Source organism: Sphingomonas bacterium, assembly GCF_903644055.1.
Lineage (GTDB): Bacteria > Pseudomonadota > Alphaproteobacteria > Sphingomonadales > Sphingomonadaceae > Sphingomonas_I.
This window is the reverse complement of sequence record NZ_CAHJXD010000250.1, coordinates 1-25,128: the sequence shown is the minus strand read 5'-3', so window position 1 is coordinate 25,128 and position 25,128 is coordinate 1. Positions and strand designations below refer to the sequence as shown.

The following is a 25,128-nucleotide window of genomic DNA, read 5'->3' as shown; positions in this document are numbered from 1 at the left end:
GCCGATGGCCGATCTGGATAAGCGCGGGCGCGGCGGCCCTCGGGTGAACCGGCGCGCCGCGCTCGGGATCGGCGGCGCGGTCACGGGGGCGGGCGTCATGGCCCGGATCGCGGGGTCGCAGGCGTTGGCGGCGGGGATATCCTCGACGAACGAGGTCGCCCTGGCCGAAGGCACCAACATCGCCATCGCCATTTCGCCCGATGGCAAGACGATCGCGTTCGATCTGCTCGGCCTGTTGTGGGTGATGCCGGCGGCGGGCGGGCCGGCGACGTGCGTGACCGATGCCTTCGCCGATCTCGGCCAGCCGAGCTGGTCTCCGGACGGCAGGACGCTCGTCTTCCAATCCTATCGCTCGGGCAATTTCCAGATCTGGACCGCCAATGCCGATGGGTCGGGGCTCAAGCAGCGCACGACGGGTTTCGCCGATCATCGCGAGCCGAGCTTCTCCCCAGACGGCAGATCGATCATCTTCTCGTCCGATCTGCCGGGCCGCTACGCGATCCACCTGCTCGATATCGCTTCGGGTGCGATCCGCCAGTTGAGCCAGGGATCGGGGCAGGAAGCCGAACCCTGCTTCGCGCGCGACGGCCAGAGCTTCGCCTACGTCGCCGACAATGCCAGGATCATGGTTTCGGACATGGCGGGCACGGCGAAGCTGGTCGCCGGCGTGAAGCCCTCGACCGATCGCTTCCGCGCCTCCGAGGTCCATGCGCCGAGCTTCGCGCCCGATGGGGCGATCGCCTATACCAGCATCGTCGACGGCCGGATCGCGCTGATGGTCGGCGGCAAGGCCGCGGTGGCGGACGAGGATATCTATCCGTTCAAGACGACATGGGCGCCCAACGGCGACCTGATCTATGGATCGGGGGGCAAGATCCGCCGGATCGCCGGCGGCAAATCGACGCCGATCGAATTCACCGCCAAGGCCGCGGTGACGACGCCCTCCTATCCGCGCCGGCGGCGCGATTTCACCAGCACGGCGCCGCGCCCGGTGATCGGCATCGGATCGCCGTTGCTGTCGCCGGACGGCAAGCGCATCGTCTTTCGCGCGCTCAACGACATCTACGTGCTGACGATCGGCGATCCCAAGCCGAAGCGGCTGATCGGCGGCACCTTCTACAAATGCGATCCCGCCTGGTCGCCGGACGGCAAGTGGCTCGCTTATTCGACCGACAAGGCCGGGACGCTGGATATCTGGCTCCACGATCTCGCCACGGGCGCCGAGCGGCAGCTCACCAATCTGCCCAGGGACGCGGCGGTCTCGGGAAGCTGGAGCCAGGACGGCAGATGGATCGCCTTCCTCAATCAGGAAGGCGCGCTGCATATCGTCGAGGTCGCGACCGGGGCGGTACAGAAGCTTTACGATCCCTTGTGGGAGCCGGGGCGGCCGAGCTTCGGCCCGGACGCGAAGACGATCGTCTATGCGGCGTTCAAGCCCTCTTCGGCGCGCTATCGCGAAGGGCTGTCGGAGCTGCTGTTCGTCGACAAGGCGACGGGCAAGGGCAGCTATACCGCGATCGCCGAGAATAAGTCGATCGGCACGCGCGGCGACGACGGGCCGGTCTGGTCGCCCGACGGCGGCCATCTCGCTTATGTCTTCGGCAGCACCTTGTGGGTGCAGCCCGTCGATGCGGCCGGCGGCTTCGCCGGCAAGGCGCGCCAGCTCACGAGGGAGACGACCGACGCGCCGAGCTGGAGCGGCGACGGCAAGACGTTGCTCTACCTCAACAACGGCAAGCTGAAGCTCGTGCCGCTCGCCGGCGGCGCCGCGCGGACCGTGCCTTTCCAGATGCGCTGGGCGCTGGCGAAATCGCCGGGCAAGGCAGTGGTGACCGGCGCGCGCGTATGGGATGCGCTCGGCCCCGATTACCGCGCGGCCGACGTGATCCTCGAAGGCGGCAGGATCGCGGCGGTCGCCCCGCCGCGCAGCGCGACCGCCGGAGATATCCGCAAGATCGACGGCAGCGGCCTGACGCTGATGCCCGGCCTCGTCGATATGCACACGCACCGCCAGATGCAGGGCTATGGCTATGGCGACCGGATGGGCCGGATCTGGCTGGCGATGGGGATCACCGCGACGCGCTCGCCGGGCTGCCCCGCCTATCATATGGTCGAGGATCGCGAGGCGATCGACGCGGGCCTGCGCGTGGCCCCCCGCCATTACGCCACCGGCGAGGCGATCGACGGCAGCCGCATCTATTACAATTTCATGCGTCCGGTCACCGAGCCGGGCCAGATGGCGCTGGAGCTGGCGCGCGCCGAGGCGCTCTCCTACGACATGATCAAGACCTATGTGCGGATGGATCACAAGACGCAGGCCGAGGTGATTGAGGCCGCGCATCGCATGGGCGTGCATGTCAGCTCCCACTATCATTATCCGGCGCTGCGCAGCGGCAGCGACTGCACCGAACATCTCGGCGCGACCAGCCGCTACGGCTATTCGCGGACGATCACCGCGCTCGGCGCGGGCTATGAGGACGTCAGCAAATTATTCTCCGCCGCCAAGGCGGGGCGGACGCCGACCTTGTTCTCGGCCGGCGTGCTGATCGCCGACGATCCCGCGCTGATCGACGATCCGCGGATCAAGACGATGTTTCCGCCCTGGGAATATGCCAAGCTACAGGCGCGCGCCCATGCGATGAGCCATGGCGACAAGACGCCCCTGCTCGCCTCGCTCGAACGCAACATCGACCAGATCAAGGCAATGATGAAGCTCGGCTGGCACGTCCATTCGGGCACCGATGCGCCGATCGATCTCGTCGCGATCAGCCTGCATCTCAATCTGCGCGGCATGACGCGCTACGGCATCTCGCCATACGAGGCGTTGCTGACCGCGACGCGCCACGCGGGCGAATTCCTCAACGAGCCGCTCGGCACGATCGCCGAAGGGCAACTCGCCGATCTCATCCTGGTCGACGGCGATCCGCTCGCACGCGTCGAGGACCTCACGAAGATCAAGCTGACGATCGCCGGCGGGATCGCGCACGACGTGCCCGGGCTGCTGGCGCCTTTCGCGAGGACCGAAGCGAGCATCGCCCCGACGCATGTCCACGCGCTGCACGGCGCCGGCGACGATTATTTCTGGCAGACCGCGGAATATGTCGAAGAGGGCCGCCACGCCTGCTGCAGCAACCATGTCGTCCTCGCTTGAGCGCAGGTGAATCAGCGTCTCACTCATGTTCGTAACCGAGCCGCACGGGCAGCGGGATCGGCCGCCCGCGATCGGTGAGCCTTACCCCGGCTCCCGCCGCGAACCGTCCGATCCTCGTCGCCGCGCATTCGGGCGGCAGAGCGCGATCCGGCGGGGCGGCGAACAGCAGCTCGTAATCGTCGCCCGCCGTCACCGCCGCGATCGGATCGGCGCCGGCGTACGGCACCGTCTCCAGCGCGATCGTCACGCTTAGGCCGCTCGCCTCGGCCATCCGCTTCGCATCGATCAGCAGCCCGTCCGAAACGTCCATCATCGCGCTGACCCGGCCCGCCAGCGCGCGCCCTTCGGCCAGCCGTGGCATGGGGCGGCGATAGGCGGTGAGCGCCTCCTGCGGTCCGTCGCACGCCCCCCGCGCCATCGCGAGGCCGATCCCCGCCAGCCCGATCGTCCCCGTTACATAGAGCGCGTCGCCGTCCCGCGCGCCCGATCGTGAGGGCACGCCCCCCGGCGCCGCCGCGCCGATCGCCGTCAGCCCCAGCATCCGCCCGGCCCCGCGCCCGGAAACCGTATCGCCGCCCAGCAGCGGTACCGCGAAGCGCGCCAGCACCTCGGCCAGCCCTTCTGTGAAGCGCGCGTCCCAGGCGTCATCGCCCAGGGGATAGCCGAGCAGCACGCCCAGCGGTCGCGCGCCCTTCGCCGCCAGGTCGGAAAGGTTCACCGCGACCAGCTTCCACGCGACATCCTCGGGCGGATCGCCCGGCAGATAATGGACGCCCTCGACGATCATGTCGTGGGTCAGCACGATCGCGTGTGCGCCCACCGCCAGCACCGCCGCATCGTCGGCCAGCCCGCGCGCCGCCGGATCGCTGGCGATCGCCGCCAGCCGCGCGATGAAGGCCTGCTCGCGGGACATCGCCGCAGGTCTACCGCCCCTCCGGGCCAAAGCCCATCGTCTTACTGCTCACGCGGCGAGCGGAAGAGGCCACCAACCCTGCCTTCGTGCGTTCTCGGCGCGCAACAGGGAGCTTCGTCGCATGGCGTCCACAGCCGAGACCGATCCGCACGGGCGCGACGCCACGCGCCCGACCGCCTTGCCCTGGAGCGCGTGGCGCGAGATTCTCGGCCGCGTCTGGGTCAAGACGAGCACCGACAATATCAGCCTGCTCGCCGCCGGCATCGCTTTCTACGCGTTCCTGTCCTTCGTGCCGCTGCTCGGCGCGCTGGTGATGACCTATGGGCTGATCGCCGATCCCGCGACGATCGCCGATCATATGAAGACGATCGTCGGCCTCGTCCCCAAGGACGCCGCCAGGCTGATCCTCGATCAGATCACCAGCCTCGTCACCACCGCTTCGACCAAGAAGGGCGTCGGCCTGCTCGTCGCGATGCTCGTCTCGCTCTACGGCGCCACGCGCGCCTCGGGGGCGATCATGATGGCGCTCAACGTCGTCTATGAGCAGGTCGAGAAGCGCAGCCTGATCCGCACGACTTTGATCTCGTTCGTGATGATCGGCGGCGCGGTGCTGGTCGCGATCGTCGGGATGCTCGCGGCTTCGGCGGTCGCGTTGGCGGGCAAGCTGTTCGATAGCCTCGGCCCCGTCGCCGCGCTGGGTGTCAACGTCGCGACCTGGGCGATCGCCGCCGCGCTGGCGAGCGCAGGGATCGCCGCCACCTACCGCATCGCGCCGCATCGCCACGATGCCAAATGGCGCTGGCTGAGCTTCGGATCGGCGGTGGCGACGATCCTCTGGCTGATCGCCACCGTCGGCTTCGGCATCTATGCGACGACGCTCGGCAATTACAACGCGACCTATGGCTCGCTGGGCGCGGTCGTCGTGCTGCTGATGTGGCTGTGGGTTTCGGCCTATGCGATCCTGCTCGGCGCCGAAATCAACGCCGAAGCCGAACGCCAGACCGCGCGGGACACCACCGTCGGCCCCGAAAAACCCCTCGGCAAGCGCGGCGCGACCGTCGCCGATCAGGTCGCCGGCCAGCCCGGCACCGAACCTTCGGAAGAGAAATCGCGCGAGGCGATGAAGGGCGCGTCCGGCGCCGCGGGCTAGAGTCTGTCCCGTGACGTTTCAGCTTGAGCAGGACAGCCTCTAAGGTCCTCCCCGGCACGGGGAGGTGGCGCGCCGCAGGCGTGACGGACGGGGCTCTACACAAGCGTCCCGTTCCGCCTACAGGGGAGGATCGTTGAGCACCTCCAGAAACGCCGCGCCATAAGCCTCGAGCTTCTTGGCCCCCACGCCGGCGATCCGCCCCATCGCGCCGAGCGATCCCGGCCGCGCGGCCGCCATTTCGCGCAGCACCGCATCGTGGAAGATCACATAGGGCGGCACGGCCTGCTCGCGCGCGAGATCGCGCCGCTTCGCGCGCAGCGCCTCGAACAAGGGATCGCTCGGTCCCTCGTCGCGGGCACGCCGCGCGCCGCGCGCGCGTTCGCGCGGCAGCACCACCGCTACCGGCTCCTCGCCCTTCAGGATCGGCCTGGCCCCGGGCCCGAACGACAGCCCGCCGAAATCGTCGGCGCGCAACGCGTCGCGCGCCATCAGCGCGCGCGCCACCGGCCGCACCAGCTTCAATTCCTCCTCGTTGGCGATCCCGAATACCGACAGCCGCTGATGGCCCTGGCCGATCACCTTCTCGGTCTGCTTGCCCGCCAGCACGTCGACGAGATGGCCGATGCCGAAGCGCATTTCGGTGCGGAACGCCGCCGACAGCAATTTGCGCGCCACTTCGGTCGCGTCGACCTGCTCGGGCGGAGCGAGGCAATTGTCGCAATTGCCGCAGGCGGGCGGCGGGCTTTCGCCGAAGTGGCGCAGCAGGATCGCGCGGCGGCACCCCGTCGCCTCGACCAGCCCGGCGAGTGCGTTGAGCCGTGCCCGCTCGCCCGGCCGCCGCGTCTCCTCCACCTCGCTCTCGATCCGCCGCCGCGCGCGCGAGAAATCCTCGGCGCCCCAGAACATCTGCGCCACCGCCGGATCGCCGTCGCGGCCCGCGCGGCCCGTCTCCTGATAATAAGCCTCGATCGATTTGGGCAGCCCGGCATGCGCGACAAAGCGCACGTCGGGCTTGTCTATCCCCATCCCGAACGCGATCGTCGCGACCATCACCATCTCTTCGGAGGAGACGAACGCCCGGCTCGCGGCGGCGCGCACCTGCGGCTCCAACCCGGCATGATAGGCGCGCGCGGGGCGGCCGGTGGCGGCGATCGCGGCCGCGAGCTTCTCGGTCTCGTTGCGGCTCGGCGCATAGACGATCCCCGGCCCCTTCTGCTCGGCGATGAAGCGGCCGAGCTGCCGGGCGATCCCGTCGCGCGGCTCGATCGCATAGCGGATGTTGGGCCGGTCGAACCCCGCGAGGATCAGCCCCTCCTGCGGAATCCCGAGCTGGGCGAGAATGTCCGAGCGCGTGTGCGCGTCGGCGGTGGCGGTCAGAGCGAGCCGGGGGACGTCGGGCCGCGTTTCCAGCAGCCCCTTGATCTGGCGATAGTCGGGGCGGAAATCATGCCCCCATTCGGAAACGCAATGCGCCTCGTCGATCGCGATCAGCGCCAGCGCCTGGCCCGCGATCAGCCGGCGGAAGCTTTCGCTATTGGCGCGCTCGGGCGCTGCGTAGAGGAGATCGAGATCGCCCTCGCGAAAGCGGCGGATCGTCTCCTCGCGATTGTCGTCGGCGGACGTCAGCGCCGCCGCGCGGATCCCCGCCGCCTCGGCCGAGCGCACCTGATCGTGCATCAGCGCGATCAGCGGCGAGATCACCAGCCCCGTACCCTCGCGGCATAGCGCGGGCACCTGATAGGTCAGGCTCTTGCCCGCCCCCGTCGGCATCACCGCGAGGCTATGCTCGCCCCGCATCACCCGATCGATGACGTCGGCCTGCCGCCCGCGAAAGGCGGGATAGCCGAAGGTGGTGCGGAGCGCGTCGAGCGGGGTCATCATATCCTCTCCCCACCCGCTTGCGGGAGGGGCTGGGGGTGGGGCGTGCGGAGGAAGCGCCAGCCGGGACAATCCGAGCCCCGCCCGTCGCTAACCCACCCCCTGCCCCTCCCGCAAGCGGGTGGGGGGAAACTCAACCGCCCAGCAGCCCGCGTTTCCTGAGCAGCGGTTCCACCTGCGGATCATGCCCCGTCATGTTCCGGAACATCGCATTATAATCCAGCGTGCGTCCCCGGCTCAGCACCAGATCGCGCATCCGCTGGCCGTTGGCGCGCGTCATCCCGCCATGGCGCATCACCCATTCGTAGACATTCTCCTGGAGCATGTCGGTCCAGATGTAGGCGTAATAGCCCGCCGCATAGCCCGATCCCCAGATATGCGCGAAATAGCTCGATCGATAGCGCGGGGGCACATGCGCGATGTCGAGCCCGGTGGCGCCCAGCGCCTTGGCCTCGAACGCATCGACGTCCTGCTTGGGATCGTTCGCCCCCAGCGAATGCCACGCCATGTCGAGCTGCGCCGCCGCCAGCAATTCGCCGAACGTATAGCCCTGGTTGAACTTTTCGGCGCGCTTGATCTTGTCGACCAGCGCCTGCGGCATCGGCGCGCCGGTTTGATAATGTTTGGCGTAATGCGCCAGCACGCGCGGCTCCAGCGCCCAATGCTCGTTGAACTGCGAGGGGAATTCGACGAAGTCGCGCGCCACCGCGGTGCCCGAGACGCTCGGATAGGTCTGGTCGGCGAACAGGCCGTGCAGCCCGTGGCCGAATTCGTGGAACATCGTCCGCACATCCTCGAAGGTGATCAACGCGGGCTGGCCGGGGGCGGGCTTGGTGAAGTTGGCGGTGTTGGAGATCACCGGCCTGGTGCCGAGCAATTTGGATTGCGCGACGAAGCTGTTCATCCATGCCCCGCCGGATTTATTGTCGCGCTTCCAATAATCGAAATATGCGAGTCCCAGCGGCTTGCCGCTCTCCTCGAACACCTCATAGACGCGGATGTCGGGCTGGAAGGTCGGGATGTCGGTGCGGCGCTTGAAGGTGAGGCCGTACATCTCGTGCGCGGCGAAGAAGACGCCGTTCTCCAGCACGCTCCAGATTTCGAGATAGGGCTTGGTGTCGCTCTCGTTGAGATCGTACTTCGCCTTGCGGACCTTCTCCGAATAGAGATCCCAGTCCCACGGCTGCACCTTGAAGCCGTGCCCGGAAGCCTTGGCATCGGCGTCGATCGTCGCCTGCACCTCGGCGACCTCGCGCTTCTGCGCGGCGGCGGTCGGCGCATCCAGCCGGTTCAGGAAGCCGATCGCGGTCGCCGATGTCTTGGCCATCTGTTCGGCCAGCGAATAATCGGCCCAGGTCGGGAAGCCGAGCAGATTGGCCTTCTTCGTCCGCAGCAGGATGAGCTGCGCCACCGTATCGCGCGTGTCGCCGGCATCGCCCTTCTCGGCGCGCGTCCAGCTATTGTGGAACAGCGCCTCGCGCGTCGCGCGGTCGGTCAGCGATTGCAGCGCGGGCTGCGTGGTGGTGTTCTGCAGCGGCAGGACATATTTGCCCGCCATCCCGCGATCCTTGGCGTCCTGCGCGGCGGCGGCGATCTCGGCGGGGGTCAGCCCGGCGAGCTGGCCAGGCGTATCGAGCACCAGCGATCCCGCCTTGGTCGCGGCGAGCAATTGCTGGCGGAAGCTCACGCCCAGCGAGGCGATCCGCTTGTTGAGATCGCGCACGTGGCTTGATCGGCGGCGGAAAGCTGCGCGCCCGCGCGGATGAAGCGCTGATAATAAACGTCGAGCAGCATCGCCTGCTCGGGATTCAGCTTCGGCGCCGCCGCACGATCGTTGAGCGCCTTGACCCGCGCGAACAGCCTGGGATCGAGATAGATGGCGTCGCTATAGGCCGCCAGCTTCGGCCCGAGCGCGACCTGCGCCTTTTGCAGGCATTTTCGCGGTGTGTTGTTATGGGCAGCGAGGATGGCGTTGAGCGTGTCGCGTGGCAAGTCGGCGAGGTCGGTCTTGCGGGGCAGGTTGCGTCGGAGGCGTCCGATAGCGTTTTCGACGCCGCCTTTTTGCCGGGATGAACGCGGATCGCAGAAGTGGGTTCGGGCACCGAATCGATGCTGGATAAGCTTGTAATGCGTAATTCGGTACCCCCTTCGACTGCCTGCCTGCGGCAGTCGCTCAGGACAGGATTGTCGAAGGTGATCGAGCGTCGCAGTTCGGGCGGTAAGGGATGGAGCATGCCCGTGAGCGCTGCAGCGACGGGATCGGCTTTCAGAGTGTCCGGGTTGCCGCGGGTGGCGATGTCGGCGGGGCGCTGGTGGATCGAGTCACGGTGGGTCTTGCGCGGCCATTCACCTTTGGTCCGCCAGCCTCGCTTGTACCTGGCGCGCGGCAGATAGTGGCGCCAGCGTGGTTCGGGTCGGTTGAGCGTGGATGAAGCGGTAGATGGTCCCATGGCTGATGACCCGGTGTCCGGCCTCGCGTGCGCGCCCGGGTCCGCTCTTGCGCATAGCCCGGCCGATACCCGACCTGCGTGCCGCTATTGCGCTTCAGCTCTTGCAAGATCGTCGACGGCTGGCGATCCAAAGCTGCAGCAATCTGCGGTGCGATCGCCCGGCTTTATGACGCCGGGCAATCGAACACCGTTCCTCGAGCGATAGCTGGCGATAGGTCGACATGGCAGCACCTGTCTCAGGTGTTGCACTTCGTTTGTGAACTCAGAGGGTCCCGCTTCTTCTTCAGCGTTGGCCAAGCAGCGGGACCCCGGCTCAAGGCCGGGGTGACGAGAGCTCAACGCCAACGGGACAGGCTCCAGCCCTTGAGGAACGCCGCCGTCGCCCTGTCCGCCGCCTCAGGCGCGTTCGAGCAGCCGCTCCCGCGCGATCTTCTCGCGCCATACCAGCGGCCCCGTATTGTGGACGCTTGTCCCCGTCGCGTCGACCGCCACCGTCACGGGCATGTCGCGCACCTCGAATTCGTAGATCGCCTCCATGCCGAGGTCTTCGAACCCCACCACCCGGGCGCCCTTGATCGCGCGCGCCACCAGATAGGCGGCACCGCCGACTGCCATCAGATAGGCGCTCTTCGCCGCGCGGATCGCCTCGATCGCCGCCGGCCCGCGCTCGGCCTTGCCGACCATCGCCAGCAGGCCCTGGTCGAGCATCATCCCCGTGAACTTGTCCATCCGCGTCGCGGTCGTCGGCCCGGCCGGGCCCACCACCTCGTCGCGCACCGGATCGACCGGGCCGACATAATAGATCACCCGCCCCGCGAATTCGACCGGCAGCGGCTCGCCCTTCGCCAGCATGTCGGCGATGCGCTTGTGCGCGGCATCGCGCCCGGTCAGCATCCGGCCGTTGAGCAGCAGCCGATCGCCGGGCCGCCAGCTCGCGACCACCTCCGGCGTCAGCGTATCGAGGTCGACGCGGATCGATTCCTTGCTCGGCGTCCACTCCACCTTGGGCCAATCCTCGAGCTTCGGCGGCTCGAGATAAGCGGGGCCGCTGCCGTCGAGGTGGAAATGCGCGTGGCGGGTCGCGGCGCAATTGGGGATCATCGCGATCGGCTTCGAGGCGGCATGCGTCGGCCAGTCGAGGATCTTGACGTCGAGGATCGTCGCGAGGCCGCCCAAGCCTTGCGCGCCGATACCGAGCGCGTTGACCTTGTCGAACAGCTCGATCCTGAGCTCCTCCAGCCTGGTCCGCGGCCCGCGCGCCTTCAGTTGCGCCATGTCGATATCGCCCATCAGCGATTCCTTGGCGAGGATCACCGCCTTCTCCGCCGTGCCGCCGATGCCGATGCCGAGCATGCCGGGCGGGCACCAGCCAGCGCCCATCTGCGGCACCATCTCCAGCACCCAGTCGACGATGCTGTCGCTGGGGTTGAGCATCTTGAACTTGCTCTTGTTCTCGCTGCCGCCGCCCTTGGCCGCGATCTGCACGTCGACATGGTGGCCCGGCACCATCTCGACGTGGAGCACGCTCGGCGTATTGTCCTTGGTGTTGACGCGTCCGAAGGCGGGATCGGCGAGGATCGAGGCGCGCAGCGGGTTCTCGGGGTTGCGATAGGCGCGGCGCACGCCTTCGTCGATCACCTGTTGCAGGCTCATCGCGCTATCGAGCCGGCAATCCTGCCCCCATTTGACGAACACCGTGACGATGCCGGTATCCTGGCAGATCGGGCGATGCCCCTCGGCGCACATCCGGCTGTTGGTCAGGATCTGCGCGATCGCATCCTTGGCGGCGGGGCCCTGCTCGGCCTCGTAGGCGACGCCCAGCGCGCGGATATAATCCATCGGATGATAATAAGAGATATATTGGAGCGCGTCGGCGACGCTCTCGATCAGATCGGCTTCGAGGATGGTAATCATGGCCTGGGCTCTAGCGGGTTTGCGCGCGTTCCAGAAGGCCGAAGCGCGCTTTTGTGCCGAAGCGATGCCCGGCTTTCCGGCATTTCGGTTCGCCGCAGATCATGGCAAGCCGATTGCAGGCGGCGGGGCGGCTTTGTAGGCGCGGCAGCAGATGCCGCCGGCGACGCACCCCCCCTCGGCTTATGGCCGCGAGCCATCGCTGCGGCGGCGGATCGTCTCCTTCCTGATCTCGGTCCTCGTCAATCTGCTGATCCTGTGGGTGCTGCTGCGGCTCGCGCCCGCGATCCAGGGCGTGCCCGGCGGCAAGGGCCGGACGATGAGCTTCAACATCTCCCCCGACGACGCTCAGTCGACCGAAGCGCACCGCGCCCGCGCCGCCGCCAAGGCCGCGAGCGCCGCGCCGCCGCACCCCTCGGTCACCGCGCCGACCCCGATCAAGCCCCCGCCGATTCCGCTGCCGCCGCAGCCACTCTCGCCTTTGATCATCATCTCACCGCAGGAGTTTCAGCGGAGCGACATCAGCAAGATGCCGTCGCAGGCGCAAGCGCAGGCCGCGCAGCCGGGCACTGGCAGCGCCAGCAGCGGCAGCGCCGACGGCGATTCGGAGCTCGCCTCGGGCAGCGGTCCCAATGGCGAGCCGCTCTACCGCGCCGAATGGTATCGCGAGCCTACCGATGCCGAGCTGCGCTTCTACATGCCCAAGCGGGGCGTGGCGCTGGGAAGCTGGGCGGAGATCGCCTGCCAGACGCTGCCGCGCTTCCACGTCGACAATTGCGTGCCGCTCGCCGATTCGCCGCCGGGATCGGGGCTGGCGCGCGCGATCCAGCAGGCCGGCTGGCAATTCCTCGTCCGCCCGCCGCGCGTCGGCGGCAAGGCGCTGGTGGGAAGCTGGGTCCGCATCCGGATCAGCTTCACCCGGCAGGCCAAGGACGAGGATGCCGGGGGGTAGCGCCAGAGCCGATCGACATTCGGGATTTGGGCGGCCTACCCCGCTCGAACAGATATTCGTCACCCCGGCCTTGAGCCGGGGTCCCGCTGCTTGTTCAGCGTCGGCCAGGCAGCGGGACCCCGGCTCAAGGCCGGGGTGCCGAAAGTTCGGCGTCGACAGGACAGACTCCAGCTCTCAAAGCTGAATGTCGATCCGTCCTCAAGCCTCAGCCCGCCCCCCGTCCGCCTGCGCGTCGGCGCGGCGCGCTTTCCTTGAGCAGATAGGCGGCGATCAGTGCTACGCCCGCCATCGCGCTCGCATACCAGAAATAGGCGACCTCGTGCCCCGCCGCCTTGAGGCTCAGCGCCAGCGTCTCCGCCGAGCCGCCGAACAGCGATTGGCTGATCGCATAGGGCAGCCCCACCCCCAGCGCGCGGACGTGGACGGGGAAAAGCTCGGCCTTGACCGCGGCGCTCGTCGCGGTCGAGCAGCTCAGGATCGTCAGCGCCGCGAGCATCAGCGCGAAGGCGGTGAGCGCGTCATGCGCCCGCCCGATCGCCAGCATGATCGGCACGGTCAGCAGCAGCCCGCCGAGCCCGAACGCATATTGCAGCGGCTTGCGCCCGATCCGATCCGAAAGCGCGCCGAGCGGCGGCTGCGCGAGGATCGCGAGGAAGGTCGCGCCCGCGCAGATCCGGCTCGCCTCATTCTTCGCGAAGCCCGAGGTCACCACCAGATATTTCTGCATATAGGTGGTGAAGGTGTAGAACAGCACGTTGCTGCCCATCGCCAGCGCGAAGGCGATCAGCACCGGGCGGCGGTGCTCCCGCCATAGCACCGCGATCCCGCCCGGTTTCTTCGCCGCTCCGCCCTCGGCGGCGAAATCGGGGGATTCGGCGATCCCGCGCCGCAGCCAGAACACGCCCAGCGCCAGCGCCGCGCCCACGAGGAAGGCGACCCGCCAGCCCCAGCTCGCCAGCGCCGCCTCGCCGATCCCGCTCGCCTGCATGCCGAGGATCAGCGCGAGCGCCAGCAACTGGCCGCCGTAGAGCGTGACATATTGGAAGCTCGACCAGAAGCCGCGATGCTCGGGCGCCGAAACCTCGCTGAGATAGGTCGCCGCCGCGCCATATTCGCCGCCGAGGCTCAAGCCCTGCACCATCCGCGCGATCAGCAGCAGCACGGGCGCGGCGGCACCGATCTGCGCATAGCCGGGCGTCAGCGCCAGCAGCAGCGATCCCCCGCCCATCATCCCCACCGAAAGCGCCAGCGCGGTGCGCCGCCCGTGGCGGTCGCCGATCCGCCCCAGCAGCCAGCCGCCGACCGGGCGCATCAGGAAGCCCACCCAGAAGACGCTCGCGGTCTTGAGGAATTGCGCCGCCGGATCGCCGCCGGGGAAGAAGACCGGCGCGAAATAGAGCGAGAAGGCCGAATAGACGTACCAGTCGAACCATTCGACGAGGTTGCCGGCCGCACCGCCGAGGATCGATCGCACCCGCGTCATGCCGCGCCGAACAGCTTGAGCCCGGCGATCTCCTGCGGGTCGAGATCGATGCCGAATATCATGCCCAGCCGCATCCGATAGACGCGCGGATCGTCGATCACCGCCTCGACCGCCTGATTGGCGTTGCGGCGGCGGTACAGCGTGTCGGTCAAGGTCGCGAAGCCGTGCGGCAGCGGGATGCTGACGATGCGGTGGCGCACGAAGCGGCTCTCGGCGGCGGTCGCGACCCAGTGGTTGGAAAGCGCGAGATCGGACGGATAGACCGGATCGGTGGTGAAGCTGTACTGCCGCTGCCACCCGTCGTCCGCGCGCGCATCGACGCGCCCGTCGGTGCTCGCGGCGTCGCCGTTGCGGCTCAGCGTCCAGCCGAACATGGGATCGCGCGCCAGCCGGAAGCGCGCGCCATCGGGGGCCTCGGCCTCCTCGCCGTCGGCGAGCGGCATCGGCGGCGCATAGCTGCCCCCGAAGCCCGCGTCGGCGATCCAGTCGCGCCCGTGGCCACGCGCGTTTCCGAACGTCACCAGCGCCAGCGTATGCGTCGTCGGCGGCACTTGCCCGTCCGCCCCCAGCCAGACGCGCGCGAACAGCGGCCGCGCCGCGAACCCCAGCGCCGCCATCGCGTCGAGGAACAGCCGGCCCTGCTCGAAGCAATAGCCGCCGCGCCTCGCGGTCACGAGCTTGGCGAAGACGCTGTCACTGTCGATGCGGATGCCGCGCCCCAGCGCCACGTCGAGATTCTCGAACGGGATCGCCAGCCGGTGCGCGCGCTGGAGGATCGCCAGCCCGTCCGGATCGGGGGTGGGCGCGAGCGGCAGGTGGATGCGCGCGAGATAGGGATCGAGATCGAACATGCCTGCCTTGAACCGCACCGGATTGCGAGCGATGAAACGCGGCTCTAAGCGGTTCGCGCGCGCATGACAAAGCCAGAGACCTTGGGGCCCGAAACGTCGGGGCCGGAAAGCGCGGTCCTGCCCGTCCCGACGCGCGGCATCGCCTCGCGGCTGCGGGGCGCGGCGCGGGGCGGCACCGCGAGCATCGTCGGCTCGGCGCTGACCATCAATATCCTGCGCATCGTCAGCAGCATGACGCTGACCCGGCTGTTGAGCGCCGAGGCGTTCGGCGTCAGCGGCATCGTCTTCTCGGTCTCGATGGTGATCCAGCTCATCTCGGACGTCGGGCTTTACGCCTTCATCGTCCGCCACGAGAAGGGCGACGACGCCCGCTTCCTCGATGAAATCTGGTCGCTACGGCTGCTGCGCTCGGCGGCGCTGACGATCGTCATGGCGGCGCTGTCCTGGCCGATCGCCAAGGTCCTCGGCAAGCCGCAGATGGCCGCCGTGCTCGCGGTGTGGAGCCTCAACTTCATCATCGAGGGGCTGGGTTCGCTGGCCTTCGCCACCGCCGTCCGCCAGCAGAAATTGTGGGGGCTCACCGCGATGGAGGTGATCGGCGCGGTGACGCAGTTGGTCGTCTCGATCCTGCTCGCGCTGATCCTGCACAATTATTGGGCGCTGGTGTTCGCGATGCTCGCGGGCTTCGCGATCAAGGCGGTGATCTCCTATACGATGTTCCCGGGCTCGCGCCGCCGCTTCGTCATCGATCGGCCGCGCGCGCGCGAGCTCTGGGCCTTCTCGCGCTACATCGCGATGTCGAGCATCCTGACGATGCTGATCATGCAATCGGACAAGCTCGTCCTCGCGCGGATGATGCCGCTCGCGGTCTACGGCTTTTATGCGATCGCCACGACGCTCGCCACCGCGCCGCTGCCGCTGGCGCATACATATACCAACCGCATCCTCTTCCCGGCCTATTCGGAGGCCGCGCGCGCCGATCCGCCCTATTTGCGCGACCTCTATTACAGCAAGCGCCGGCTCGCCGCGCTCGGCTATATGTTCGCGGCGGGGGGGCTGATCGGTGGCGCGTCGCTGCTCGTCGCGGTGCTCTACGATCACCGTTACGCCTCGGTGCCGCCCTATCTCCAGCTCATGGCGATCTCGACGATCGTCTATTTCCCCAACAATGCCGCCGAAGAGGCCCTGGTCGCCAGCGGACGGACGCGCTGGACGCTCTACGCCAATATCGCGCGGATCGGCTGGCTCGGGACGATGGGGATCGCGGCACTGCTCGCGCATCAGGTGATGCTGCTCGTCGCGGTGGTCGGCACGGTCGAGGTCGCGGCGATGCTGGTCTATTGGGAGGGGCTGCGGCGGCTGCGCCTGCTCAACCTCTGGCAGGAGGGGCTGGGCTTCGCGGCGGGGGCAGGCGGCCTCGCGCTCGGCGCGATCGTCTCGCGGATCGGCTTCGCGCTGATCGGCTAGGTTACCCGGGAAAGGACCGCCAAGCCTAGGAACGCGCATTGCCGCCCCGCCCGCGCGGCCCCATATCCGGGGCATGGCGATCCAGATCCGCACGAGCCTTGCCGAGCCCGATACCGAGCAGAGCTTCGTCCCGCATCGCCCCGAACGGCCCGAGAAGAGCCAGGGTGGCCGGCCGTTCAAGCTGGTCGCCGAATATGCGCCCTCGGGCGATCAGCCGGCCGCGATCGCCGAGCTCGTCGCGCAGGCGGGCGCCGGCGAGCGCGATCAGGTGCTGCTCGGCGTCACCGGCTCGGGCAAGACCTTCACGATGGCCAAGGTCGTCGAGCAGCTCCAGCGTCCCGCGCTGGTGCTCGCCCCCAACAAGATCCTCGCTGCACAGCTCTACGGCGAATTCAAGAGCTTCTTCCCCGAAAACGCGGTCGAATTCTTCGTCAGCTATTATGATTATTACCAGCCGGAAGCCTATGTCGCGCGCACCGACACCTATATCGAGAAGGAAAGCTCGATCAACGAGGCGATCGATCGCATGCGCCATTCGGCGACGCGGTCGCTGCTGGAGCGCGACGACGTCCTGATCGTCGCCTCGGTCTCCTGCCTCTACGGCATCGGCTCGGTCGAAACCTATTCGGCGATGATCTTCGATTTGAAGAAGGGCCAGACCGTCGATCAGCGCGAGATCATCCGCAAGCTCGTCGCGCTCCAGTACAAGCGCAACGATCAGGCCTTCGCGCGCGGCACCTTCCGCGTGCGCGGCGACAATCTCGAACTCTTCCCCAGCCACCTCGACGATGCCGCGTGGCGGATCAGCTTCTTCGGCGACGAGATCGAGCAGATCAGCGAGTTCGATCCGCTGACCGGCAAGACCTCGGCGACGCTCAACGACATCCGCGTCTACGCCAATTCGCACTACGTCACCCCCGGGCCGACGATGAAGCAGGCGATGGAGGCGATCCGTTTCGAGCTGACCGAGCGGCTCAAGGAATTGCAGATCGAGGGCAAGCTGCTCGAGGCGCAGCGGCTGGAGCAGCGCACCAATTTCGATCTCGAGATGATCGCCGCGACCGGAAGCTGCGCGGGCATCGAGAATTATTCGCGCTTCCTCACCGGCCGCCTCCCCGGCGAGCCGCCTCCGACCCTGTTCGAATATCTTCCCGAAAACGCCTTGCTGTTCGTCGACGAAAGCCACCAGACCGTGCCGCAGGTCAACGGCATGGCGCGCGGCGATCATCGCCGCAAGATCACGCTCGCCGAATATGGCTTCCGCCTGCCGAGCTGCATCGACAATCGTCCCTTACGCTTCAACGAATGGGATGCGATGCGCCCGCAATCGATCTACGTCTCGGCGACGCCGGGGCCGTGGGAGATGGAGCAGACCGGCGGCGTCTTCGCCGAACAGGTGATCCGCCCCACCGGGCTGATCGATCCGCCGGTCGAGGTGCGCCCGATCGAGGATCAGGTCGACGATCTCGTCAACGAGGCGCGGCTCACCGCCAAGGCGGGCTACCGCAGCCTCGTCACCACGCTGACCAAGCGGATGGCCGAGGACCTCACCGAATATCTCCACGAGGCGGGGCTCAAGGTCCGCTACATGCACTCCGACGTCGAGACGCTGGAGCGGATCGAACTGATCCGCGACCTCCGCCTGGGGGTCTATGACGTGCTCGTCGGCATCAACCTGCTGCGCGAAGGCCTCGATATCCCCGAATGCGGGCTGGTCGCGATCCTCGACGCCGACAAGGAGGGGTTCCTCCGCTCCGAAACCTCGCTGATCCAGACGATCGGTCGCGCCGCGCGCAACGTCGACGGCAGGGTCATCCTCTACGCCGATCGCATCACCGGATCGATGGAGCGCGCGATGCTCGAAACCTCGCGCCGCCGCGAGAAGCAGGTCGCCTACAACAGCGCGCATGGCATAACGCCGGAAACGATCCGCCGCGGCATCACCGATATCGTCAGCCATCTCTCGTCGAGGGACCAGGTGACGGTCGATACCGGGATCGAGGATCGGCCGCACATGGTCGGCCACAACCTCCGCGCCTATATCGAGGAACTCGAAGGCAAGATGCGCGCCGCCGCCGCCGATCTCGAATTCGAGGAAGCCGGCCGCCTCCGCGACGAGATCCGCAAGCTCGAAGCCGACGAACTCGGCTTGCCCAGCGAACCCAGCCGCGCGCCGATGCGGGGCAACTCGACGCTGGGGAAACCGGGGACGCGGCAGACGCGCTACGGCAAGGCGCGGCAGGTGAGAGCGGAGAAAAGGTCGCGGGGGCGGTAGGCGTAGAATGCGTCTTTATTGCGGGCTGATTCACATTGTTGATTGCGAAAGCAAAGGAGTAGCGAAAGGATCAAAATATGACCCGTGTCGCCAAACTCCACGCCAGCATCCTCGCCAATCCGCGATCGCCCATACCCTTCAGGGAATTCGAACGCTTGCTTGTTGCGTTCGGATTCGCGCTCGATCGGATCAGCGGCAGCCATCGGATATACGGCCATCCCCGCGTCGATCGGATGCTGAACATTCAACCGCGCGGCAAGGAAGCCAAGCCCTATCAGCTTGTGCAATTTCTTGATATTGTCGAAGAGTTCGGATTGGAAATCGAGTGATGATTCCCCGTTACCATATCAATCTGTTCTGGTCGCAGCCCGACGATTCTTGGGTTGCCGACGTGCCCGATCTCAAATCGTGCAGTGCTTTCGGCGACACGCCTTCGGAAGCCGTGACCGAAGCGCAAGTTGCTATCGAGTGCTGGATCGAGGCCGCGACCGCGCGTGGCCTTGTCATCCCCGAGCCCCGCTATCGCCCGGCGATCTACGCCGCCGCCTGAGCCGCTATCCCAGCACGCCCTCGTGCAGCCGCACCACGCGATCCATCTTCGCCGCCAGCCGCTCGTTGTGCGTCGCCACCAGCGCCGCCGCGCCCTCGCCCCGCACCAGCCGCAGGAATTCGCCGAGCACGCGATCGGCGGTGGCCTCGTCGAGGTTGCCGGTCGGTTCGTCGGCGAGCACCAGCGCGGGCTTGTTGGCGAGCGCGCGCGCGACCGCGACGCGCTGCTGCTCGCCCCCCGAGAGTTGCGCGGGGCGGTGATCGAGCCGCTCGCCCAGGCCCAGCGCGGTGAGCAGCGCGCGCGCGCGCTCCAGCGCGGCGCCTTGCCCCGCGCCGCGGATGATCTGCGGCAGCACGACATTCTCCTCCGCGGTGAAATCCGGCAGCAGGTGGTGGAATTGATAGACGAAGCCCAGCGCGTCGCGGCGCAGGCGCGTCCGCCCGGCATCGTCGAGCGCGGCGGCCTCCTCGCCCATCAGCCGGATGCTCCCCGAAAAGCCGCTCTCCAGCAGCCCGACCGCCTGCAACAGGGTCGATTTGCCCGTTCCCGACGGACCCAGCAGCGCGACGATCTCGCCCTCCGCGACCGTCAGATCGACCCCGCGCAACACCTCCAGCGTGCGGCTGCCCTGCACGAACGCGCGCTTCAGCCCCGTCACCGCCAGCGCTTTGGGCGGCGCGTCACTCATAGCGCAGCACCTGCACCGGATCGGTCCGCGCCGCGCGCAGCGCCGGGTAGAGCGTGAACAGCAAGGACAGCACCAGCGTCATCACGATCGTCCCGACCACATCGACCGGATCGACGCGCGCGGGCAGCTCGGTGAGGAAGCGGATCGAGGGATCCCAGAGGTTCTGCCCGGTGGCGAACTGCGCGGCATTGACCACGCCCTGGCGGAAATAGAGGAAGATCGCCGCCAGGATCAGCCCCGATATCGTGCCGAGCATCCCGATCGTCAGCCCCACGGTCATGAAGATGCGGAGCATGCTGCCCCTGGTCGCCCCCATGGTCCGCAGGATCGCGATGTCGCGCGTCTTGGCGCGGACCAGCATGATCAGCGAGGAGAGGATGTTGAACGCCGCGACGATGATGATGATCGAAAGCACGATGAACATCGTCACGCGCTCGACCTGCAACGCCTCGAACAGGCTGGCGTTCATCTGCCGCCAGTCGCGAACCTCGCCCGATCCGCGCGCCGCCCTCGCCACCGGCGCGAGGATCGCGGCCACGCGATCGGGATCGACCGTCTGCACCTCGACCATCCCGACCGCGTCGCCCAGCATCAGCAGCGTCTGCGCGTCGGCGATCGGCATCACCACGAACGCCTTGTCGTAATCGTAGACGCCGACTTCGAAGATCGCCGCCACGCGATAGCTGACGATGCGCGGCACCGTGCCGAACGGCGTCGATTGCCCCTGCGGGCTGATCAGGCTGATCTGCGCGCCGACGCCGACGCCGAGCTGCTGCGCGAGCTGCGATCCGATCGCGACATTGTTGGAATCGGGCAGCACTTCGCCGATCCGGCCCGCCACCACCGCCTTGCCGATCGCGCCGCCGCGGATATCCTCCAGCCGCATCCCGCGCACCAGCACGCCCTCGACCCGCCCCGCCGAACTCGCCATCAGCGGCTGCTCGATCAGCGGCACGGCGGAAACCACGCCGGGGCTCGCCTTGGCGACCGCCGCGATCCGCTGCCAGTCGGCGAGGCGCCCGTCATAGCCCTGCACCACCGCATGTCCGTTGAGCGCGGTGGTCTTGTCGAACAATTCGGCGCGGAAGCCGTTCATCACGCTCATCACCACGATCAGCGCGGCGACGCCGAGCATCACGCCGACGAGGCTGAACCCCACCACCACCGCGATGATCCCCTCGCCCTTGCCGGGCCAGAGATAGCGCTTGGCGATGAACAGCTCGGTGCGGCTCAGCAACATCTAAGCCCTCTCCCCTTCAGGGGAGAGGGTTGGGAGAGGGGGAGTCTGGTGGGAATGAGCGGCACGCGCTGAACGGATGATTCCCCCTCTCCCCGACCCTCTCCCCTGAAGGGGAGAGGGGGTCATGCGCTCACCTTCGCCAGCGCATCGTCGGCCGAAAGCTCCTCGCGCTCCCCGCCCGCGCGCCGCTTCAGCTCGACCACGCCCTTCTCCAGCCCCTTCGGCCCGATCACGATCTGCCAGGGCAGCCCGATCAGATCCATCGTCGCGAACTTGGCGCCGCCGCGCTCGTCGCGATCATCGTACAGCGTCTCGACGCCCGCCGCCGTCAGCTTCGCGTAGAGAGCGTCCGCCGCCGCCGCGCACGCCGGATCGTCGGCGCGCATGTTGATCAGGCCGACCGCGAAGGGCGCCACCGCATCGGGCCAGACGATCCCCTTGTCGTCATGGCTCGCCTCGATGATCGCCCCCATCAGCCGCGAGACGCCGATCCCGTAGCTGCCCATGTGCGGCACCAGCTCGCCGCCGCCCGGCCCCTGCACCTTGAGACCCATCGCGCCCGAATATTTGGTGCCGAAATAGAAGATGTGCCCGACCTCGACCCCGCGCGACTGGCGGAGCAGATCGCCCGCCGCCGCCTCGGCCGCCGCGTCGCGCTTCTCGTCGGTCGCGGCATAATCCTTGGTATAGCCGCCGACGATCGCCTCCAGCCCCGCGACATCGTCGAAATCCACCGTCGAAAGTTCGGCCGCCTGCTCCCAATTGGCATGGTAGAAGACGTCGCTCTCGCCGGTCGGCGCCAGCACGATGAACTCGTGGCTGAGGTCGCCGCCGATCGGTCCGGTATCCGCCTGCATCGGGATCGCCCGCAATCCCATCCGCGCGAACGTGTTGAGATAGGCGACGAACATCCGGTTGTAGCTGTGCCGCGCGCCGGCCTCGTCGAGGTCGAACGAATAAGCGTCCTTCATCAGGAATTCGCGCCCGCGCATCACGCCGAAGCGCGGACGCACCTCGTCGCGGAACTTCCACTGGATATGGTAGAGCGTGCGCGGCAGGTCGCGGTAGGAGCGCGCGGCGTCGCGGAAGATCGCGGTGATCATCTCCTCGTTGGTCGGCCCGTAGAGCATCTCGCGATCGTGGCGATCGGTGATGCGCAGCATCTCGGGCCCATAAGCGTCGTAGCGGCCGCTCTCGCGCCACAGCTCGGCCGATTGCAGCGTCGGCATCAACAGCTCGATCGCGCCCGCCCGATCCTGTTCCTCGCGGACGATGTCGGCGATCTTGCGCAGCACGCGCTGCCCCAGCGGCAGCCAGGCATAGATGCCCGCCGCCGTCTGGCGGACCAGCCCGGCGCGCAGCATCAGTTTGTGGCTGACGATCTGCGCCTCGGCGGGCGATTCCTTCATCACGGGCAGGAAGTAACGGGAAAGGCGCATCGGTTTTCCGTCGCAGGCTTTGGGGGTGCGCCGCTGCTTAGGCGGCGCCCGCGCACAGGGCAAATCGCGCCCGGTATCGCCTTCGGCCGAATCGGCGCTGTTGCGCGAAAAACACAGCGTGCCACGATTGCGCTGGCGGACGCACGATCGCGCATGACGGCGGCCGTCGCCTTGTATAACAGCCGTTCACGAACAGGCTCCGGCCATGGTTCAGGGAGGCTACGGCCCCGAACGGCACCTATAAAAAAGGGGAGTGCCGGATCGTGTGGGCCGGGCAAGATAGGGGGCTGACGAGCGATCGTCACGCAGGCGCCCGGGATGCGTGAAGCATCCCGGGCGTTTGCTTTTTCCGGGCACCGCGCCGCCGCTTGGGCGTTTACTCCTTTCACACAGGAGCGCCCCATGGCCAGCCAGCCCCCGATCCCCGAAGTCCCGACCGAAGCGCCCGCCGATACGCCGATCCCCACCCCGACCGATCCGATCCCGCCGACGCCGACCGATCCCGTCCTGCGCTGACGCACACCGCCTGTTAACCGGCGCATGCGCAGGATAGGCGCCATGCCGCCGGTCCCGATCCGCTTGCTGTTCAAGAGCCGCTGGGCGGCCCTGCTATGGGCGGGGGGTATCTGCTATGCGGCCGCCGATTTTGCCGGCGATCGCAAGGCGGGCGTCGATGCCGCGAACGCATCGGACTCCAACGCCGCGCAATTAAGCGCCCTTGCCGCCGAGGACGCCGACTGACGTAAAGCCTCCCGTACCCCGGCCCGCCGGGGTGACGCTGCCTGCCGACGCTGAAGAAGAAGCGGGACCCCGGCTCAAGGCCGGGGTGACGTTCAGCTTGAACAGGACAGCCGCTGGGAGGATGACTTTAGATTGACTCACTCCTCCGCTCATCCTGAGTAGGGATAGAGCCTGTCGAGAGCCCGTATCGAAGGACATGCCCTGGGGCGCTACTTCGATACGCTCCTGCGGAGCTACTCGGTCTCACCTCAGCAGGAGCGCGTTAAGTTAAAGTCATCCGCTACTAAACCAGCCGGCTCTGCCGCACCGCCGCCTCGATGAAGCTCGCGAACAGGGGATGCGGATCGAACGGCTTGCTCTTGAGCTCGGGGTGGAACTGGACGCCGATGAACCAGGGATGGTCGGGCCGCTCGACGATCTCGGGCAGCGCGCCATCGGGCGACATGCCCGAAAACACCATCCCGCCCGCCTCCAGCGCGCCCTTGTAATGGACGTTGACCTCATAGCGGTGGCGGTGCCGCTCCCGGATATGCGTGTCGCCATAGACGCTGGCGACATGGCTGTTACCCGCCAGCGTCGCCTCATAGGCGCCCAATCGCATCGTGCCGCCGAGATCGCCGCCCGCCTCGCGTGTCTCCAGCCCCTCGGTGGTCATCCATTCGGTGATCAGGCCGACAACCGGCTCCTCGGTCGGCCCGAACTCGGTCGTGGAGGCCGCCGCGATCCCCGCGGTGTTCCTGGCGCCCTCGATGCACGCCATCTGCATGCCGAGGCAGATACCGAAATAGGGCACCTTGCGTTCGCGCGCGAAGCGCACGCTGGCGATCTTGCCCTCCGATCCGCGCTCGCCGAAGCCGCCGGGCACGAGGATCGCGTTCATCGGCTCCAGCCGCGCGGCGATCTCGTCGCCGTCCTTTTCGAACAGTTCGGCGTCGAGCCAGCGGATGTTGACCTTGACGCGATTGGCGATGCCCCCGTGCACCAGCGCCTCGTTGAGCGATTTGTACGCGTCCGCCAGCCCGACATATTTGCCGACGACGCCGATCGTCACCTCGCCCTCGGGATTGCGCACCCGATCGAGGATATCCTCCCAGCGCCCGAGGTCCGGCATGCCGTCGTTGGGCAGCGCGAAGGCGTCGAGCACGGCCGCGTCCAGCCCCGCCGCGCAATATTGGATCGGCACCTCGTAGATGCTCGAAGCGTCGAGTGCTGGGATGACATGATGCTTGGGGACGTTGCAGAACAAGGCGATCTTGGCGCGCTCGCCGTCGGGCAGCGGCCGGTCGCAGCGGCAGACCAGCACGTCGGGCTGGATGCCGAGCGCGGTGAGGTCGCGGACGCTGTGCTGCGTCGGCTTGGTCTTGAGCTCGCCCGCGGCGGCGATGTACGGCACCAATGTCAGATGGACGAAGCAGGTCGCCGCGCGGCCGAGATCGTTCCGGAGCTGGCGCAGCGCCTCCATGAACGGCAGGCTCTCGATATCGCCGACCGTGCCGCCGATCTCGCACAATATGAAATCGAGCCCGTCGGTATCGGCGACCGCGAATTCCTTGATCGCGTCGGTGACGTGCGGGATCACCTGCACCGTGGCGCCGAGATAATCGCCGCGCCGCTCCTTGGCGATGATTTGGCTGTAGATGCGCCCGCTGGTGATATTGTCCGATTGCCGCGAGGGCACGCCGGTGAAGCGCTCGTAATGGCCAAGGTCGAGATCGGTCTCCGCGCCGTCGTCGGTTACATAGACCTCGCCGTGCTGATAGGGGCTCATCGTCCCCGGATCGACGTTGAGATAGGGATCGAACTTGCGGATGCGCACCGTATAGCCGCGCGCCTGGAGCAAAGCGGCGAGGCTGGCGGCCATCAGGCCCTTGCCAAGCGAAGAGACCACGCCGCCGGTTATGAAGATGAACCGCGTCATGGGAGAAAAGGCTTAGCGGCGGTTGCCACCCCAGGGCAAGCGCGCCCGCGAAACGATCAACAGTTTTCGCG

At 67.5% G+C, this 25,128-nt stretch carries 18 protein-coding genes and 1 pseudogene; 8 read left to right on the top strand and 11 right to left on the bottom strand.

Annotated features, from left to right (window positions below; genetic code table 11):
• Positions 1-4 precede the first annotated feature (4 nt).
• Entirely contained in the window at positions 5-3,151 is a 3,147-nt protein-coding gene (locus tag HUU94_RS11005) for an amidohydrolase family protein (RefSeq protein ID WP_174275122.1), read from the top strand.
• A 19-nt stretch (positions 3,152-3,170) separates the two neighbouring features.
• Here the strand turns inward: HUU94_RS11005 and thiL are convergent, their stop codons facing one another.
• Entirely contained in the window at positions 3,171-4,064 is an 894-nt protein-coding gene (gene thiL / locus HUU94_RS11000) for a thiamine-phosphate kinase (protein WP_174275121.1), read from the bottom strand.
• A 121-nt stretch (positions 4,065-4,185) separates the two neighbouring features.
• On the opposite strand from thiL, the gene HUU94_RS10995 reads away from it, so the two are divergent.
• On the top strand, positions 4,186-5,214 hold the full coding sequence (locus HUU94_RS10995; RefSeq protein ID WP_174275120.1) for a YihY/virulence factor BrkB family protein: 1,029 nt from the start codon (positions 4,186-4,188) through the stop codon (positions 5,212-5,214).
• A gap of 117 nt (positions 5,215-5,331) precedes the next feature.
• On the opposite strand, the gene recQ is transcribed toward HUU94_RS10995, so the two are convergent.
• The 4 genes and pseudogenes from recQ to HUU94_RS10980 form a co-directional block, all read right to left on the bottom strand.
• A complete protein-coding gene (recQ, locus tag HUU94_RS10990) occupies positions 5,332-7,095 on the bottom strand; it encodes a DNA helicase RecQ (RefSeq protein ID WP_174275119.1) in 1,764 nt (587 codons plus the stop codon).
• Positions 7,096-7,225: 130 nt separating this feature from the next.
• Entirely contained in the window at positions 7,226-8,815 is a 1,590-nt protein-coding gene (locus HUU94_RS10985) for a M3 family metallopeptidase (RefSeq protein ID WP_254602153.1), read from the bottom strand.
• Positions 8,816-9,021: 206 nt separating this feature from the next.
• A pseudogene (locus HUU94_RS13025) lies at positions 9,022-9,765 on the bottom strand (transposase); the annotation flags it as partial.
• 173 nt (positions 9,766-9,938) lie between these two features.
• A complete protein-coding gene (locus tag HUU94_RS10980) occupies positions 9,939-11,456 on the bottom strand; it encodes a fumarate hydratase (protein WP_174275118.1) in 1,518 nt (505 codons plus the stop codon).
• A 151-nt stretch (positions 11,457-11,607) separates the two neighbouring features.
• On the opposite strand from HUU94_RS10980, the gene HUU94_RS10975 reads away from it, so the two are divergent.
• Complete coding sequence (locus HUU94_RS10975; protein ID WP_174275117.1) at positions 11,608-12,405, top strand: hypothetical protein; 798 nt, start codon at positions 11,608-11,610, stop codon at positions 12,403-12,405.
• Positions 12,406-12,610: 205 nt separating this feature from the next.
• Here HUU94_RS10975 and HUU94_RS10970 read toward each other — a convergent pair whose 3' ends face one another.
• Positions 12,611-13,888: an MFS transporter gene (locus HUU94_RS10970; RefSeq protein WP_174275116.1), complete on the bottom strand. Its 1,278-nt coding sequence runs from the start codon at positions 13,886-13,888 to the stop codon at positions 12,611-12,613.
• Positions 13,885-14,739, bottom strand: a complete 855-nt coding sequence (locus HUU94_RS10965; protein WP_174275144.1) for an arylamine N-acetyltransferase family protein — start codon at positions 14,737-14,739, stop codon at positions 13,885-13,887. Before HUU94_RS10965 ends, HUU94_RS10970 begins: the two co-directional genes overlap by 4 nt.
• Before the next feature lie 81 nt (positions 14,740-14,820).
• On the opposite strand from HUU94_RS10965, the gene HUU94_RS10960 reads away from it, so the two are divergent.
• The 4 genes from HUU94_RS10960 (at position 14,821) to HUU94_RS10945 (ending at position 19,031) form a co-directional block, all read left to right on the top strand.
• Positions 14,821-16,206: an oligosaccharide flippase family protein gene (locus HUU94_RS10960; RefSeq protein ID WP_174275115.1), complete on the top strand. Its 1,386-nt coding sequence runs from the start codon at positions 14,821-14,823 to the stop codon at positions 16,204-16,206.
• Positions 16,207-16,279: 73 nt separating this feature from the next.
• A complete protein-coding gene (gene uvrB / locus HUU94_RS10955) occupies positions 16,280-18,481 on the top strand; it encodes an excinuclease ABC subunit UvrB (RefSeq protein WP_174275114.1) in 2,202 nt (733 codons plus the stop codon).
• A 77-nt stretch (positions 18,482-18,558) separates the two neighbouring features.
• Complete coding sequence (locus HUU94_RS10950) at positions 18,559-18,810, top strand: type II toxin-antitoxin system HicA family toxin (protein WP_174275113.1); 252 nt, start codon at positions 18,559-18,561, stop codon at positions 18,808-18,810.
• Positions 18,810-19,031 (top strand): type II toxin-antitoxin system HicB family antitoxin, encoded by a 222-nt coding sequence (locus tag HUU94_RS10945; protein ID WP_174275112.1) that lies wholly within the window; start codon positions 18,810-18,812, stop codon positions 19,029-19,031. Before HUU94_RS10950 ends, HUU94_RS10945 begins: the two co-directional genes overlap by 1 nt.
• A gap of 4 nt (positions 19,032-19,035) precedes the next feature.
• On the opposite strand, the gene HUU94_RS10940 is transcribed toward HUU94_RS10945, so the two are convergent.
• The 3 genes from HUU94_RS10940 to proS all read right to left on the bottom strand — a co-directional run bounded on the left by HUU94_RS10940 (position 19,036) and on the right by proS (position 22,398).
• Positions 19,036-19,719 carry an ABC transporter ATP-binding protein gene (locus HUU94_RS10940; protein WP_174275111.1) on the bottom strand — a complete coding sequence of 228 codons (684 nt, stop codon included), beginning with the start codon at positions 19,717-19,719 and terminating at the stop codon, positions 19,036-19,038.
• Positions 19,712-20,959, bottom strand: a complete 1,248-nt coding sequence (locus HUU94_RS10935; protein ID WP_174275110.1) for a lipoprotein-releasing ABC transporter permease subunit — start codon at positions 20,957-20,959, stop codon at positions 19,712-19,714. The genes HUU94_RS10940 and HUU94_RS10935 overlap by 8 nt, the downstream gene beginning before the upstream one ends.
• A 122-nt stretch (positions 20,960-21,081) precedes the next feature.
• The gene (gene proS / locus HUU94_RS10930; RefSeq protein WP_174275109.1) at positions 21,082-22,398 is read right to left on the bottom strand and encodes a proline--tRNA ligase; all 1,317 of its coding nucleotides are present in this window, start codon (positions 22,396-22,398) and stop codon (positions 21,082-21,084) included.
• 558 nt (positions 22,399-22,956) lie between these two features.
• Between proS and HUU94_RS10925 the strand changes: the two genes are divergently transcribed.
• Positions 22,957-23,139, top strand: coding sequence for a hypothetical protein (locus HUU94_RS10925; RefSeq protein WP_174275108.1), 183 nt, complete (start codon positions 22,957-22,959; stop codon positions 23,137-23,139).
• A gap of 283 nt (positions 23,140-23,422) precedes the next feature.
• On the opposite strand, the gene HUU94_RS10920 is transcribed toward HUU94_RS10925, so the two are convergent.
• Positions 23,423-25,057, bottom strand: a complete 1,635-nt coding sequence (locus HUU94_RS10920) for a CTP synthase (RefSeq protein WP_174275107.1) — start codon at positions 25,055-25,057, stop codon at positions 23,423-23,425.
• Positions 25,058-25,128: the final 71 nt, after the last annotated feature.

Bases quoted from the DNA above. Each gene is read 5' to 3' on its own strand.
- HUU94_RS10980 (WP_174275118.1), bottom strand. From the start codon at position 11,456: ATGATTACCATCCTCGAAGCCGATCTGATCGAGAGCGTCGCCGACGCG.
- thiL (WP_174275121.1), bottom strand. From the start codon at position 4,064: ATGTCCCGCGAGCAGGCCTTCATCGCGCGGCTGGCGGCGATCGCCAGC.
- HUU94_RS10995 (WP_174275120.1), top strand. From the start codon at position 4,186: ATGGCGTCCACAGCCGAGACCGATCCGCACGGGCGCGACGCCACGCGC.
- proS (WP_174275109.1), bottom strand. From the start codon at position 22,398: ATGCGCCTTTCCCGTTACTTCCTGCCCGTGATGAAGGAATCGCCCGCC.
- HUU94_RS10945 (WP_174275112.1), top strand. From the start codon at position 18,810: ATGATTCCCCGTTACCATATCAATCTGTTCTGGTCGCAGCCCGACGAT.
- HUU94_RS10920 (WP_174275107.1), bottom strand. From the start codon at position 25,057: ATGACGCGGTTCATCTTCATAACCGGCGGCGTGGTCTCTTCGCTTGGC.
- uvrB (WP_174275114.1), top strand. From the start codon at position 16,280: ATGGCGATCCAGATCCGCACGAGCCTTGCCGAGCCCGATACCGAGCAG.
- HUU94_RS10975 (WP_174275117.1), top strand. From the start codon at position 11,608: ATGCCGCCGGCGACGCACCCCCCCTCGGCTTATGGCCGCGAGCCATCG.
- HUU94_RS10935 (WP_174275110.1), bottom strand. From the start codon at position 20,959: ATGTTGCTGAGCCGCACCGAGCTGTTCATCGCCAAGCGCTATCTCTGG.
- HUU94_RS10925 (WP_174275108.1), top strand. From the start codon at position 22,957: ATGCCGCCGGTCCCGATCCGCTTGCTGTTCAAGAGCCGCTGGGCGGCC.
- HUU94_RS10970 (WP_174275116.1), bottom strand. From the start codon at position 13,888: ATGACGCGGGTGCGATCGATCCTCGGCGGTGCGGCCGGCAACCTCGTC.
- HUU94_RS10950 (WP_174275113.1), top strand. From the start codon at position 18,559: ATGACCCGTGTCGCCAAACTCCACGCCAGCATCCTCGCCAATCCGCGA.
- recQ (WP_174275119.1), bottom strand. From the start codon at position 7,095: ATGATGACCCCGCTCGACGCGCTCCGCACCACCTTCGGCTATCCCGCC.
- HUU94_RS10965 (WP_174275144.1), bottom strand. From the start codon at position 14,739: ATGTTCGATCTCGATCCCTATCTCGCGCGCATCCACCTGCCGCTCGCG.
- HUU94_RS11005 (WP_174275122.1), top strand. From the start codon at position 5: ATGGCCGATCTGGATAAGCGCGGGCGCGGCGGCCCTCGGGTGAACCGG.
- HUU94_RS10940 (WP_174275111.1), bottom strand. From the start codon at position 19,719: ATGAGTGACGCGCCGCCCAAAGCGCTGGCGGTGACGGGGCTGAAGCGC.